12 protein-coding genes are annotated in these 14,582 nt (G+C 72.2%); all 12 read right to left on the bottom strand.

Annotated elements, in window-relative coordinates; genetic code table 11:
• Positions 1-2: 2 nt before the first annotated feature.
• Positions 3-1,487 carry an NADH-quinone oxidoreductase subunit C gene (locus ACFYMU_RS08630; protein WP_388369906.1) on the bottom strand — a complete coding sequence of 495 codons (1,485 nt, stop codon included), beginning with the start codon at positions 1,485-1,487 and terminating at the stop codon, positions 3-5.
• 4 nt (positions 1,488-1,491) lie between these two features.
• Positions 1,492-3,141 carry a proton-conducting transporter membrane subunit gene (locus tag ACFYMU_RS08625; protein ID WP_388369903.1) on the bottom strand — a complete coding sequence of 550 codons (1,650 nt, stop codon included), beginning with the start codon at positions 3,139-3,141 and terminating at the stop codon, positions 1,492-1,494.
• Positions 3,141-3,833 carry a hypothetical protein gene (locus tag ACFYMU_RS08620; RefSeq protein WP_388369900.1) on the bottom strand — a complete coding sequence of 231 codons (693 nt, stop codon included), beginning with the start codon at positions 3,831-3,833 and terminating at the stop codon, positions 3,141-3,143. Before ACFYMU_RS08620 ends, ACFYMU_RS08625 begins: the two co-directional genes overlap by 1 nt.
• Complete coding sequence (locus ACFYMU_RS08615) at positions 3,830-4,786, bottom strand: respiratory chain complex I subunit 1 family protein (RefSeq protein WP_388369897.1); 957 nt, start codon at positions 4,784-4,786, stop codon at positions 3,830-3,832. Before ACFYMU_RS08615 ends, ACFYMU_RS08620 begins: the two co-directional genes overlap by 4 nt.
• A gap of 9 nt (positions 4,787-4,795) precedes the next feature.
• On the bottom strand, positions 4,796-6,832 hold the full coding sequence (locus tag ACFYMU_RS08610) for a proton-conducting transporter membrane subunit (protein ID WP_388369894.1): 2,037 nt from the start codon (positions 6,830-6,832) through the stop codon (positions 4,796-4,798).
• Complete coding sequence (locus ACFYMU_RS08605) at positions 6,829-7,311, bottom strand: NADH-quinone oxidoreductase subunit B family protein (RefSeq protein WP_388369891.1); 483 nt, start codon at positions 7,309-7,311, stop codon at positions 6,829-6,831. Before ACFYMU_RS08605 ends, ACFYMU_RS08610 begins: the two co-directional genes overlap by 4 nt.
• 343 nt (positions 7,312-7,654) lie before the next feature.
• Positions 7,655-10,189, bottom strand: coding sequence for a tryptophanase (locus tag ACFYMU_RS08600; RefSeq protein ID WP_388369888.1), 2,535 nt, complete (start codon positions 10,187-10,189; stop codon positions 7,655-7,657).
• Between the two features lie 384 nt (positions 10,190-10,573).
• Positions 10,574-11,920, bottom strand: a complete 1,347-nt coding sequence (locus ACFYMU_RS08595; RefSeq protein WP_388369886.1) for a cytochrome P450 — start codon at positions 11,918-11,920, stop codon at positions 10,574-10,576.
• Positions 11,917-12,522 carry an ATP/GTP-binding protein gene (locus tag ACFYMU_RS08590; protein ID WP_388369883.1) on the bottom strand — a complete coding sequence of 202 codons (606 nt, stop codon included), beginning with the start codon at positions 12,520-12,522 and terminating at the stop codon, positions 11,917-11,919. Before ACFYMU_RS08590 ends, ACFYMU_RS08595 begins: the two co-directional genes overlap by 4 nt.
• A complete protein-coding gene (locus ACFYMU_RS08585; protein WP_388369880.1) occupies positions 12,497-12,874 on the bottom strand; it encodes a DUF742 domain-containing protein in 378 nt (125 codons plus the stop codon). Before ACFYMU_RS08585 ends, ACFYMU_RS08590 begins: the two co-directional genes overlap by 26 nt.
• The gene (locus ACFYMU_RS08580) at positions 12,871-13,272 is read right to left on the bottom strand and encodes a roadblock/LC7 domain-containing protein (protein ID WP_388369878.1); all 402 of its coding nucleotides are present in this window, start codon (positions 13,270-13,272) and stop codon (positions 12,871-12,873) included. Before ACFYMU_RS08580 ends, ACFYMU_RS08585 begins: the two co-directional genes overlap by 4 nt.
• Positions 13,269-14,459, bottom strand: coding sequence for an ATP-binding protein (locus tag ACFYMU_RS08575; protein ID WP_388369875.1), 1,191 nt, complete (start codon positions 14,457-14,459; stop codon positions 13,269-13,271). Before ACFYMU_RS08575 ends, ACFYMU_RS08580 begins: the two co-directional genes overlap by 4 nt.
• Positions 14,460-14,582 lie beyond the last annotated feature (123 nt).

Genomic DNA, 14,582 nt, shown 5'->3' with positions numbered 1-14,582 from the left:
CCCTACAGGTCGTTGCCCGCGTAGGAGAGATTGAAGCTCTTGTTGGTCAGGGGAAAGTCCGGGACGATCGTGTCCGCCAACGCCACCGGCAGCGCGGGCCAGTTGAAGAAGGACGGGTCGACCGGCTTGACCCGGGTCAGGGTGCCGCCCGGGGAGAGTTCGACACGGGTGGCGAGGGTGCCGCGCCAGCCCTCCACGAGTCCCACCCCCGTGCCGGGACCCGCGCCCGGCCGCGGCGCCACGGGCGCGGGCAGCGCCCCCGGGGCCGGCAGACCGTCCACGAACCGCTCGGCGAGCGCGAGGGAGACGTCGATCTCCTCGGCGCGGACCAGGAAGCGGGCCAGGACGTCCCCGGTGTCGTGGACCGGTACGTCGGGCGGGGCGTCGTACGGGGTGAAGGGGTGGGCGATCCGGGCGTCGCCGGGCAGGCCGCTGGCGCGGGCGACGTAGCCGAGGCAGCCGATCGCGCGGGCGGCGTCGGCGGGGAGGACGGCGGTGCCGTTGAAGCGGTCGTGCACGGTGGGGTGGCCGAGGGCGAGACCGGTGATCTCGCGGATGTCGTCGCCGATCGCCCTCAGCCGGCCCGGGTCCGGCAGCGCGCGCAGCACCGCCCCGCCGGGGACCACGCCGCCACGCAGCAGCCGGTGTCCGGTGAGCTCCCGGTTCAGACGCAGGAGGTGCTCGCGGACCCGCTGGGCCTGGGCGTTGAGGATGCCGTGGCCGACGTCGTTGCAGAGCATGCCGAGGTCGGCGACGTGGTTGTGGATCCGCTCCAGTTCCAGGAGCAGGGCGCGGACGCGCTGCGCCTCCGGCGGCACCTCGGTGCCGGTGGCCTCCTCCACGGCCAGGCAGTACGCCAGCGCGTGGCCGACGGCGGTGTCGCCGCTGATCCGCTCGGCGAGCGGAAGCCCGGCGGCGATCGTGCGGCCCTGGAAGAGCTTCTCGATGCCCTTGTGCACGAACCACAGCCGTGCCTTGAGCTTGAGGATGGTCTCCCCCACGACGGAGAACCGGAAGTGACCCGGCTCGATCAGCCCGGCGTGCACCGGGCCGACCGGGATCTCGTAGACACCCTCGCCCTCCACCTCCAGGAAGGGGTACGGTCCCTCCTGCTCGCCGAAGTCGGGGGGCGGGCCGGCGTCCGGCCGCATGGGGTACCAGCCGCGCGGCCAGTGGAAGTGCCGGACCAGCCGGCGCGGGAGCGGGTGGTCGAGGGGCACGATGCCGAACAGGTCGCGCATCTCCCGCTCGAACCGGCCCGCAGGGAACGACAGACGGGCCAGCGTCGGCAGCTCGGGCCGGTCCGGATCCAGGCGGACGTGCAGTTCGGTGCGGGTGTCGGGCGGGCCGGCCACGAACAGGTACACCACGCGCGGTCCGCGCTCGTCGTGGTGGGCCGCGACCAGGGCCAGCCGGTGGCCCTCGCGCAGCAACTCCTCCGCGCGCCGGGGCAGTTCCTCGACGCCGATGTCGTGGGTGATGCGCATCGTGTCACCTTCCCCCGATCGCCTGTGCGGCGGCGTGCAGCAGATCGGTCAGCGGTCCGGTGGCGATGCCGAGGGCGGCGCAGGCCAGGAGTCCCAGGGCGAGCGGCCACACGGCCGACGCCTCGGAGGCGGTCTCCTGTGCGGGTGCCGGGCCCAGCAGCATCCGGGCGGTGCGGGTGGCGAGCGCGGCGAAGGCGAGGAGCACGAGCAGCAGGGCCGTCGCCGTGACCCAGCCCAGGCCGGTGCCCGCGGAGAACCCGGCCCGGACGATGCCCACTTCGGAGGCGAAGAGGCTGAACGGCGGGAACGCCATCAGCGCCACGACCGCGAGCCCGAACACCCCCGCCCAGGCGGGGGCCCGGGCGAGCAGCCCGCCGACCTGCTCGATGCGGGTGGTGCCGGTCAGGTGCAGGATGCGGCCGGAGGCGCAGAAGGCGGCCGACTTGGCGAGGCCGTGTCCGGCGATGTGCAGCAGCGCGGCGGCCAGAGCGAGCCTGCTGCCGACCGCCGCGGCCAGCGCGATCAGGCTCATGTGCTCCATGCTGGAGTAGGCCAGCATCCGCTTGTAGTCGCGCTGGGCCAGCAGCAGCCCGGCCGCCAGGGCGAGGGTGAGCAGCGCGATCGCGGCGAGCAGGACCCGGGTGAAGTCCGGGCCGAGGGCGGCGTCCGCGATGACCCGGTAGCGCAGGACCGCCGCGAAGGCCACCGACAGCAGCACCCCGGACATCAGCGCGGACACGGGGGCGGGGGCCTGGCTGTGGGCGTCGGGCAGCCAGGCGTGCAGCGGGATCAGGCCGGCCTTGGCACCGAAGCCGAGGACGACCAGGGTGATGCCGAGGCGGGTGACCGCGGGGTCGAGGCGGTCGGCGTGGGCGACCAGGGTGGGCCAGTCCAGGGCCCATGCCTCGGTGACGCCCGCCTGCCGGGCCGCGTAGTAGACGAGGACGGTGCCGAGGAAGGCGAGCGCGATGCCGGCCGAGCAGATCACCACGTACTTCCAGGCGGCTTCCACGGATGTGCGGGTGCGGCGGTGCCCGACAAGGAAGGCGGTGACGATGGTGGTGGCCTCCACGGCGACCCACAGCACGCCGAGGTTGGCGGTCACGACCGCCAGGCACATGGCGGCCAGGAACGCCTGCACGAGGGCGTGGTAGCGCCACGGGGTGTGGTCGCCTGCGTGGTCGCCGGCGTGCTCGCCCGCCCGGTCGGCGGCGCGCTCGCCCGCCAGGTACGCCGGTGCGGATCCGCAGGCGATCGCGGCGACGGCGCCCACCACGAGCAGCATCCAGACGGTGAGCGCGTCGGCCCGCAGCAGTCCCGCGTACGCCGACCGCGGGCCGTCCGCCACGACGGTCGGCGCCAGCAGGGCCGCGCACACGAGGATGGCGGCGGGTGAGAGGAGTCCGGCCCAGTCCGTGGCGCGGCGCCGCGGGGCCGGTGCGGGCGGGGGTGCCTCCGCCACCGGGACGGGGGCTGCCGCCGGAACGGGGGTCGCCGGAACGGGGGCCTTCGCCGGGCGCCGGGCCGCCGCGGCCGCCGGCCGGCGGATGCGCGCTCCGGCCGCCGCGTACGCGCCCGCGACGGCCAGGGGGACGGCGGTGGGCGCGGTCAGCAGCAGGGCGGAAGCGGTGGCCCCTTGGGACAGGTACGGCATCAGTCGTGCAGCTCCCGCAGGTCGTCGATGTCGGTGGTACCGAACGCCTCCCGCATCCGGGTGGTGAGGATCTGCAGCACCAGCACCGCCAGCAGCACGTCGAAGGAGACGCCGAGTTCGACGATCAGCGGCACCCCCGAGGCGGCCAGGAACGCGGTGGCGGTGATGCCGTTGTCCAGCAGCAGGAAGCCGACCACCTGGGCCAGGGCCCGCCTGCGGGTCACCAGGACGAAGAAGCCGATCAGGACCACGGCGAGGCCGACCGGCAGCGCGCGGGTGGCCGGCGTCGGGTCCAGCTCGGTCAGGGGCCGGCTGACCACGTAGGCCAGCAGGGTCAGCAGCGACGCGGTCAGCAGCGACGCGGCGACGTTCACCAGCGGCTGGGTCTCCCGGGTCTCCGCCCCGTCGGTGCCGTACCGCTGCCGGTCCGCCGTGAGCGCGGCCAGGGCCCGTCGCATGAGATACGGCAGCACGCCCGCCCTGAGCAGTCCGATGCCGATGCCCACACCGACCAGGTCCCACCGCTGCTCGTGCGCGCCGAGAAGGACCGCGACGGCGGCCAGGGCGACGCCCTGCAGGGCGAAGACCCGGACGATCGCGGCGATTTCGCGCCGCCACAGCACGACCACGGCGGCCAGCAGGAAGGCGCCGCAGGCCACATCCAGGAACTGCGTGTACAGGCCGCTGCTCATGGCGCTCCGTTCAGGAAGTACGAGGCGGCCACCGCGAGCAGCGCCAGCAGGAAGGAACCGGCGAGGAGTTCGGGTACCCGGAACAGCCGCACCTTCGCCCAGAACACCTCGGCCGCGGCGAGCACGGCGCCCAGCGCGGCGGCCTTCACGGCGAACAGCATCAGCGCCACGGCCAGGGCGGCCCAGGAGGTGCTGGTGGCGATCCCCCACGGGACGAACAGCGAGGACAGCAGTCCGAGCAGCAGGGTGAGGCGCATCTGGGCGCCGAGTTCGACCAGCGCCAGGTCGGGGCCGGCGTACTCCAGGACCATCGCCTCGTGGATCATCGTCAGTTCGAGGTGCGTCGAGGGGTTGTCGACGGGGATCCGCCCGGTCTCCGCCAGCACCGCCACCGCGAGCGCGGCGGTGGCGAGCAGGCTCACGGGGGAGGTGAGGCGGGCGGGGTCGTGGGCGGCGCCGAAGACGATGGCCGGGATGTTGGTCGTCCCGGCGGGGATCGACAGGGCGAACACCGACAGCAGGATGGTGGGCTCCACCAGTGCGGCCACCGTCATCTCCCGGGAGGCGCCCATCCCGCCGAACGCCGTACCGGTGTCCAGGCCGGCCAGGGCCAGGGCCAGGGTGCCCAGCGCGATGAGGGCCACCACCACGATGAGGTCCGCGTGGCCGCTGACCGGGGTGGCGGTGGCGAGCAGCGGCACCAGGGCGGCGGCCACCACGGTGGTGGCGACCAGGACCGCAGGGGCGGCGCGGAAGGCGGGTCCGGTCCCGACGGGTGTGATCGGCTCCTTGCGCAGCAGCTTGCGCAGGTCCCGCCACGGCTGGAGCACACCGGCGCCGGCCCGGCCCTCCATGCGGGCCCGCACCTGCCGCATCCAGCCGGTCAGCAGTGGTGCCCCGGCCCCGACCGCGAGGACCTGGCCGGCGACGGCGGCGTATCCGACGGCACTCATCCGTCCGCCTCACCACCCCACCGCGAGGATCGACAGCACCACGACCAGACCGGCGAAGCCGTAGCCGAGATAGAGGTGGACGCTGCCGCCCGCCAGCCGCCGTGCCGCCCGTCCGGCCCCCGCGAGCAGGCGCAGCACCGGCTCGTACAGCCGGTGCTCGATCCGGTCGGGCACCCGGCGCTGGAAGCGGACCCGCTCCACCAGGTACGTCGACTCCCGCACGGGTGTGACGTCCAGGTCCTGCTCCGGTGCGAGCACGTCGTCGAAGACCCGCTGCAGCGGCTCGGCGAACGAGGTCGCCGTGTAGGCCATGCGGGCCGTCGGGGCCCCGCCCCCGCAGTCCCACAGCGGGGCGCGGGTACGGCGCCGGCGTCGCCGCAGCAGCCGGGGCAGGCCCGCGGCCAGGACGAGCGCGGCGGTCAGCGCGGCGACCACCCACAGCGGGGACAGCGCCGCGGAGACCTCGGCGAGCCGCAGCGCCGGCCCGCCGCCCGCCAGGGCGTCGCCGCCGGGCAGCCCGGACGCGGCCACGGCGCGGTCGAGGCCGCCGCCCAGCAGGCCCGGCACCAGTGCCAGGGCCACGCACAGGGCGCCGAGCAGGCCCATCCCGACGAGCATGAGGGGTGGCGCCTCCCGCGCCGAGGCGGCCCGCTCTCCCCCGCGCGGGCGGGCGGAGAACCCGACGCCGAACGCCTTGACGAACACCGCGGCGGCGATGCCCGCGGACAGCGCGATCAGCGCCACCGCCAGCGGCAGCACGACCGCGACCGCGACGCCCGGCACCTGGAGCCCGTGGATGAGGGACTGCAGCAGCAGCCACTCGCTGATGAACCCGTTGCCCGGCGGCAGCGCCACCGCCCCCAGGGCGCCGAGCGCGAACAGACCGGCCGTGTACGGCATCCGGGAGCGCAGCCCGCCCAGCAGGTCCAGGTCGCGCAGACCGGTGGCGCGCAGCACCGATCCGGCCGCGCAGAACAGGAGGGCCTTGAACGCGGCGTGGTTGACCACGTGCAGCAGCGCCGCCGTCAGGGCCAGCGCGCCGAGCGCCCGGTCGCCGTAGGTGGCGAACAGCCCGGCGGCCGCCACGCCGATGAGCACCAGGCCCATGTTCTCGCTGGTCGAGTAGGCCAGCAGCCGCTTGAGGTCGGAGGCCATCGCCGCCTGGAGGATGCCGTACACGGCGCTGGCCCCGCCGAGGGCCATCAGCCCCAGCCACCACCACGCGGGCCCGCCGCCGAGCAGGTCGAGGCCGGTGCGGACGAGGCCGTAGACGCCCAGGTTGACCATGGCCGCGCTCATCAACGCGGAGACGGGACTGGGCGCTTCGGGGTGAGCCCTGGGCAGCCAGGCGTGCAGCGGCACCGCGCCCGCCTTCGAGGTGAAGGCCAGGGCCACCAGGACGAAGACCAGCCCGCGCACCGTCGGCGACAGGGTGTGGGAGGCCGCGCGCAGCGCGTCGAAGGTCTCTCCGCCGGCCCGCGCGGCGAACAGGGCGAGCCCGGCCAGCAGCAGCACGAGACCGAGATGGGTCATCACCGCGTACCAGACGCCGGCCTGCCGCACCGGGCCCCGTTCCCGGTGCTCGGCCAGCACCAGCAACAACGAGGCGAGCGCCATCAGCTCCCACAGCACGAGGAACGTGGACACCGAGGCCGCCACGGGCACCAGCACCAGGGTGAGGGCGAAGAGCGGCAGCACCGCCTGCGCCGTGCGCGAGCCGAGCCCATGCGGTCCGTGCCCGGCGGCGTAGCCGATGCCGTACACCGCGACCGCGGCCACCACGACGCCGGCCACCGTCATGAACACCCCCGCCAGGGCGTCCACCGCCAGATGCGTCCCGGCCAGGGGCAGCACCCCGGGGAGGAAGGCCGTCCAGCGGCCGCCGCCCAGCGCGGCCGCGCCCGCCACGGCACCGCTGACGCCGACGCCCGCCGTCAGCGCTCCGGCGACCGGCACGCGCGGCCGGTACGGCAGCGCGAGTCCGGCCACCGCGCCCGTGCCGCCCAGCCCGGTGGCCGTCGCGAGGGCGACGGAGACGGCGGTCATCTGCCGGTCACCCTCCTGAGCGCCGCCACGATCGCCTCCGGCTCCGGCGGGCAGCCGGGCACCTGGAGGTCCACGGGCACGACGTCGGCCACGGCGCCCTCGACGCCGTAACCGCCCGCGAACTCCCCGCAGCCGATGGCGCAGTCCCCCACCGCCACCACGAGCTTCGGCTCGGGCATCGCCGCGACCGTGCGCCGCAGCGGCCCGGCCATGTTCCGGGTCACCGGCCCGGTCACCAGGGCCACGTCGGCGTGCCGGGGCGAGGCCACCAGCCGCGCCCCGTAGCGCTCGGCGTCGTACACCGGGTTGAAGGCCGCGGTGATCTCGATCTCGCAGCCGTTGCAGGACCCCGCGTCCACGCAGCGCACCTGCACCGAGCCGCCGAACTCCCGTGCCGCGGCCGGGACGTCCCCGGCCGGGCGCGGTGGAGCCGGTTCGGCCACCCGCCCGGTGGCGTGGATCTTGTGCAACAGGCCCATGAACCCTCCCGACGCGGTGCGGACCGGTCCGCAGGGTGTCCAACGGGACACGCCTCGACCGGATACGAGGCTTTTACTGTGCTTTGCCCGCTTGGCGGATCATTGACCGTCGCGCAGTACGGCCCCGCCGGCCCGCCGTAAGCGCATGGCACCACCCGCCCGTCAGGAGATCCGCAGGAGTGACGGCCTGATTAATTGCGCAGATTAGCAACTCATAAGGTCGCATGGGGAGAGATCCGCGGATCGGGGCCGGCCGCGGCGGCGGGCCGTGGGAGGCCCCGCCGCCGGGCGGCGGAGCCGGAAGGTCGGACGTCGACTCGCGGGTCCGACGGAAGGGGCAGGGTCAGGCCGGCTGGAGTTTCACGCGGAAGTGACGCAGGATCGGGGACTGTTCCACGATCTTGAAGCCGCCGACCGACTCCGCCTTCTTGGCGATGCTCTCCAGCGTCCTGCCGATGTGGTCGTAGTGGCTGCGCGTGTAGACCCGGCGCGGCAGCGCGAGCCTGACCAGTTCGAACGGTGCGCTCTTGACGGGGTTGCCGTCCTCGTCCTCCTCGCCGAGGTAGAGGGAACCGAGTTCGGCCGAGCGGATACCGCCCTCGAGGTAGAGCTGGCAGGACAGGGCGTGCCCCGGGTAGTGGTGGGCCGGGATGTGCGGGAACAGGCGACCGGCGTTGAGGTACAGCGCGTGCAGACCGGGGGGCTCCAGGATGTCGACGCCGGCGCCGCGGACCCGCCGGGCGAGGTGGGCCGCGATGTCGGCACGCTCCGCGAGGTAGGACGGTTCGGTCACCTCCAGCAGGCCCTGGGCCATCATGTCGAGGTCGCGTCCGGCGAGGCCCCCGTAGGTCGCGAAGCCCTCGGTGGCGATGAGCAGACGCTCGCACTTCTCGGCGAGTTCGGGGTCCTTCAGCCCGATGAATCCGCCGATGTGGACGATGCCGTCCTTCTTGGCGCTCATCATGCAGCCGTCGGCCAGCCGGAAGGCCTCCTCCGCGACCTGCCGGGGAGTGCGGTCCTGGTAGCCCGCCTCGTGACGGGTCACCAGCCAGGCGTTCTCGGCGAACCGGGCGGCGTCCAGGAGCAGGGGGACACCGTGCCGTCGGCAGAGGTCGGCGGCCTGCCGCAGGTTCTCCATGGAGACCGGCTGACCACCGCCGCCGTTGTTGGTGATGGTCATGACCACCGCGGCGACCTTGGGGCCGTCGGGTCCTTCGAGTTCCCGCCGCAGCGCCTCCAGGTCGATGTTCCCCTTGAACGGCTCCTCGCTGTCGAGGTCGCGGGCCTGGGGGCAGGGCAGGTCGCGGGCCTGGCAGCCCGCCAGCTCCACATTGGCGCGGGTGGTGTCGAAGTGCGTGTTGGACAGGACGATGCTGCCGGGTTCGAGCAGGGACGAGAACAGGATGCGTTCCGCGGCCCGGCCCTGGTGCGCCGGCAGGATGTGCGGATAACCGGTCAGCTCGGCCACCGTCTCGCGGAACCGGTAGAAGGAGCGGGAGCCCGCGTAGGACTCGTCGCCCTCCATTCCCGCGGCCATCTGAGCGGCCGACAGCGCACCCGTGCCCGAGTCGCTCAGCAGGTCGATGGTCACCTCGTCGGCGCGCAGGTCGAAGACGTTGTAGTGGACGCGCTTCAGCGCCTCCTCGCGCTGCTCGCGCGTGGTGATCGGAATGGGCTCGACCACCTTGATCCGGTACGGCTCCACTGTGATCCCTGCTCCTGTCTGTATCGGCTGCTGCGACTGCTGCGCGGTCCCGGAAGCCGGGGCCCGACGGTGTGCGGACGGCACCGTCCGCGGCGGTGCGGGGTCGGCCGGCGGCCGGACCCCGTACGCCTCCGAGGAGACGTATGCGGTCACCCGGAGCGGTCTGCCCCGCTCGTGGACCAGCGCCAGGTAGGCGATGAGCCCGGTCCCGTCCTCCGGTCTGCGCCCGGTGACGGCGGCCAGCGCCCGGGTGAGCGGCGTGGCGTCCATGCCGTGCCGGCCGAGCACGGCCACCGCCCGGGCATGGGCCTCCGCGTCGTCGCGGACGTAGTCCCTGACCGGGACGTGGAGGGTGAAACCGCTCGGCAGACCGGTCGTGGTCTCCGTGAAGGAGTGGCAGGTGAGGGCCGGCCGCCTGCCCAGCCGCATCTCCTGCTCCGTCCCGGGCCCGGACGGCGTCCACCCGTCGGCCCCGGCCGCCGTACGGAAGAAGTCCGCCACGGTCCCGGGTGCCGGACCGGAGTCCGCGCGGGACAGACCGCCGGCCTCCGAGGCCGCCAGACCGTCGTGTCTGAGGTAGACCTTCACCCGGGGTGCTTCCCAGTCGCCCAGGTCGAGGGCGAGGAACGGGTAGCCGTCGGCCGGGGGCAGCGCGGCGAACGCCTCCCGGTGGCCGAGCCGTTCCAGTGCCTCCCGTACGGTCCCGGCGGCGCGTTCCGGCCCCGACGCCGCGGGGTTCAGATACGCCTTCAGCCGGGGGACGCCGCCGGGACGCAACTCCAGCGCGCACCACACCGCCAGGGGGCCGTGCGGGGAGGACGGGAAGAACAGGTCCTCCAGCAGGTCGAGCCGGTCGGAGGCGAAGCCCCAGCGCCGCGTCATGGACCGCAGCGCACGTAAGCCGATGCGCCCGTTCTCCGCCAGGCTGCCGGCACCGCAGCCCGGCTCCAGCAGCACACGCAGCGACGGCGCGGTACCGGGCAGGAAGGCGAGGGAGAACTCCACCGGCGTATGGTCGTCGGACAGGAAGCTCCCGGACGGCGGAGGCAGGTCGAGCGGGCGCTCGGCCACGGCGCCCAGGTACTCGGCCAGCACGCTCGCGTACGTGTCCGCGTCGCTCCGGTCGAGCCCCGCGACGGCGCACAGCCGCCGCAGTTGTTTAGTTGTGAACATGCCAAGCGTAGGGGGATGTCCGACGGGAGCCGGGCCGCCGGACCGGACGGGGATCACCGGACGTCCCGGCACCGGCGAGGGTGCACACGGGACGGCGGGGCCGGGAGAGGCGTCCCGGAACGGGCGCTCGCCCGGAAGAGGGCGAAAAGATACCCGTCCTCGCAGACGGGTATCTCGGCATCCGGAGCGGAAGACAACGGACTTATGGGGTGGATGTGTTCCCGGGGAAGTGAAGCGGCGAAGCGCTGAGCGGGATCGGCGGCGGTGGATACGTGGTCCACCACACCTCCTTCAACTCGATTTCAACACGCGTACCGCGCTGCTCACTACCCCACCCGTTCAACTTTCATGCAGTATGGGGGAGTTGGCCGGGTGTTGCGTGCATCACCCCTTCCACCACGTCAGGAACGAACTCCACAGTCCACGCTCCGGCTTGCGGGATCCGCCGTCGTCCGGGGTGCCGGCCGCGGCCGTCTGCCCGCCCGCCGACGGGTCGGGACGGCGCACGGTCCGCATCGGGGTGAAGCGGGTGGGCAGCGTGGCGAGCGCCCGGTTGAAGGGGCCGGGGCGCCAGGTCAGGCTGTCCTCCGGCACCGCGAGTTCGACGTCGGGGAGCCGGTTGAGCAGGTTCTCGATGGCCGAGACCGTGACGAGCCGGGCCGGCTCCTTGGACGGGCACGCGTGCGGGCCCGCGCTCCAGGCCAGGTGGGAGCGGTTGCTGCCCGCCTGGCGGGCCGCCGTGAGCGTCGGCCCGGTGTTGGCGGCGGCGAAGCTGATCAGCATCAGGTCGCCCGCCCGCACCTTCTGCCCGGCGAACTCCATGTCCGCGGCCGGATAGTGCGGCGCGTAGTTCGCCATGGGGGGGTTCTCCCACAGCGTGTCGTCGATGGCCTCGTCGATCAGGCCGCCGTTGGCGTACCGGTCGTTGGTGAGCAGCCGGTGCAGGGTGTTGCCGATCAGGTTGCGCAGCGGTTCGGCGCCCGCTCCCAGGAGCAGCACCAGCTGGTGGGCCATCTCCTCGTCGTTCAGCCGTGCCTGATGCTGCATCAGCCAGGAGGTGACGTCGTCGCCCGGCCTGTTCCGCTTGATCTGCACCAGCTCGCTCACGGCCTGGAACAGCACCGCGTTGGCCTTCTCTGCGTTGATGCCGTCGAAGATGCCGGCGATGCCGAACATGACCCGGTCACCGATGTCCGCGGGGCAGCCGAAGAGTTCGTTGAACACGAACAGCGGGAGCTGCTTGGCGTAGTCGTTGAGCAGGTCGGCCGAACCGCGGGTGCCGAACTGGGTGATGAGGTAGTCGGAGACCCGCTGGGTGCTCTGGCTGAGCCGGCGGGAGTCCACTTGGGCGAAGCTGTCGGTGACCGCCTGGCGCAGCCGCAGATGCTCGGCGCCGTCGGTGAACATGCAGTTGGGCCGGTGCACCAGCAGGGGAAGCACCGGGCTGTCCGGGCTGATCCTGCCCTCGTTGAGGTCGCGCCAGCGGCGGCCGTCCTTGCGGAAGGTCCCGGAGTCCTGCAGCAGCTGGAGCGCCGTCGTGTAGTCGGTGACCAGGGTGGCCTCCACCCCGGGTGCGAGCTCCACCGGCGCGGTCGGCCCGTGGTGGCGCATGTACTCGTAGTAGGCCTGCGGATCGGCGGCGAACTCCGGCCCGTACAGGGGCACGCTGAGGCCGCTGTCGTGGGCGGGGCACCCCGGCGGGGGCGCGGGATCGGTGGAATGGGCGCTCATGTCTGCTCCTGAAGTGCACGGTCCTGCAAATAGCGGACGAGTGTGATCAGTGCTTGGGCCGACGATTTCTCGTCCCGTGCGTCACACGTGACCACGGGCGTGTCATCGAGCAGGTCCAGCGCTTCGCGCAGCGCCCTTTCCTCGCGCAGCGGCGAACCGTCGAAGCGGTTGACGGCGATCGCGTAGTCGAGTCCGTACTGCTCGATCAGGTCGATCACGGCGAAGGAGTCCGCCAGCCGCTCGGGGTCGACCAGCACCAGCGCCCCGAGGGCACCGCGGGCCATGGCCTCCCACATCTGCAGGAAGCGCTGCTGACCGGGTGTGCCGAACAGATAGAGGACGACCCGGTCGCTGAGCGTGAGCCGTCCGAAGTCCATGGCCACCGTGGTGGTGGTCTTGCCGGCGACGCCCTTGAGGTCGTCGACCGTCTCCCCCGCCCGTGTCATCCTCTCCTCGGTGGACAGCGGGGGGATCTCGGAAATGGACCCGATGAAGGTGGTCTTGCCCACCGCGAAGTGCCCGACGACCAGGATCTTCACGGGAGTCTGGGTGTCGCCGCCGCGAACGTAGGCGTGCTCAGCCAAACTTGGCCCGGAGACCATTCAGCACCTCCTCGAGGATCCGTACGTCGGTGACCTGGGCACGCGCCGCGGGCGGGCGTATGACGATGTATCCGCCTTCCGCGAGAGCGGCGAGCAGGATCTTCACCACCCCCAGGGGTAAGCGCGTGTGCCCGGCGATCTCGGCGACCGAGAGGTAACCGCCGGTGCACATCGTCAGCAGCTTCTGCTCCTCCGGGGACAGCCGGTTCGGCCGCTGCTGGTGGTCCGTCACCGCCGTGATCAGGGTGATGAGCGAGAACTGCTCGTGATCGGGGAGACTGCGTCCCTTGGTGATGACGTAAGGGCGCACCAACTCCGCGGCTTCGGGCTCCGGTCGGCTGGCGTCGGTCATGGCCGTGAACCGGCGTTCTCGCGCGGCGGCGTCGTCAGTTCCTTGCCCAGTTGGCCGACGAGCTGCTGCATCCGGAAGGTGATGTCCCCCATGTCGACGTCGAGCGCCGCCGAGACCGCCAGGTAGGCGCCTTCTCCCGCGGAGATCAGGAAGACCCATCCCTCGTCGAACTCGACCAGCGTCTGCCGCCACCGCCGCTCGGATCCCTCGCAGAAGAACCCGATCGACCGGCTCAGCGACTGCACACCGCTCATCGCGGCGGCGACGGTGTCCCCCATGTCCTTGTCGACCCCCTTGGAACGGGCCATCAGCAGCCCGTCGGCGGAGACCAGGACGGCATGCAGGGCCCCGGGGATCTCCAGGGCACTGTCAAGCATCCACGCCAGATCGTTCTTCACGAGACCTCATGTCCTTCACTGCTTGCATCGCGTGTGTTGCTCGTCTCATCCGGCGTGTCCGGATGCGAGGACCGGCCGATCACCGTGCCCCGCTGGAAGGCGGCCATGATCGCTGCCGTGTCTTCGTCGGAGCGTCGCCTCGGGGCACGCGAGCCCTTCGATGCCTGCGCGGGTGCCGAACCGGTGGATACGAGGGCCATCGGCCGCTTGCGGCGCCGCTTGGGCAGGCCGTCGGCGGTCGTGGACATGTTCGGCGAGGAGTGGGGCCCGTTGAGGCCCGGCGCGGAGACGGCCTCGGCGGCCGGGGCGGTCTCCTTCGGGTCGGGCATGGCAGTGAGGAGTTCGTCGGGCAGCAGGAGGACCGCCCGCACACCGCCGTAGGGGGAGGTGGAGTCCACGGACACGGTGAAGCCGAAGCGCTCGCAGAGCACACCGATCACCGCGAAACCGAACTGCGGCGGGTTGCCGAGCTGCGAGACGCCCGAGACGCGCTCGCTCGACAGCAGCCTCGTCGCCCGGGCCCGCTCCTCCTCGTTCATGCCGACACCCGCGTCGTCGACGACGATGCAGATGCCCTTGGGCACGGCACGGACGTTGATCTCGACGATGGTGTCGGGGCTGGCATAGCTGGTCGCGTTGTCGAGGAGCTCCGCAAGGGCCAGGGCCACCGGTTCGACGGCCCGGCTGGTGATGCCGAAGTCGACCTGCGAGAGGATCTCCACCCGCTGGAAGTGACGGATCCTGCCCTGCGCGCTGCGCACGACGTCGTAGACCGAGGCGACCTCGCGGTGCCGCCCCAGCCAGCCGTCGCACAGCACGGCGATGGACTGGGCGCGCCGACCGAACTGTGAATTCATGTGGTCGATGTCCAGAAGGTCCTGCAGAATGACCGACTCACCGTATTTGGTCTGCAGCCTCGAAATGATCAACTGCTGTTCGGCAGCGAGACCCTGAATCGTCCGCATGGCGGACTTGAGGGCGGTTTTGGTTTCCTCTTCGGCGTGTTCCTGCGCCTTTTTGACGGATTCCGAATAGTGGTTCTCGAGTTCGTCGTAATGGGTCCTGAGCCCATCGATCTCCCGCCGTAAATTCCGTGCCGCCCTACGCTGGCGAACAGCAAAGGCAGCTGCGACAAGAACTACGACGAGGAAAGCCCAGAATGCCGGGTCCTGCAAGTAGTGCGTCATATGACTCTCTTCAGACGACTGAAGGTCAGCTGCTGAAATCCCGTCAACGCGGATGGGCCTTCAGGCGCCCGCGCCACGTTTCGGCCGGGCTGTCCTCTCGGTCTCAGATGTCGTGTTGTGCGT

The sequence above is a fragment of the Streptomyces sp. NPDC007264 genome (assembly GCF_042869095.1).
Lineage (GTDB): Bacteria > Actinomycetota > Actinomycetes > Streptomycetales > Streptomycetaceae > Streptomyces.
Note: the sequence above shows the minus strand (reverse complement) of the source record. Positions and strands in the feature narration are given on the sequence as shown.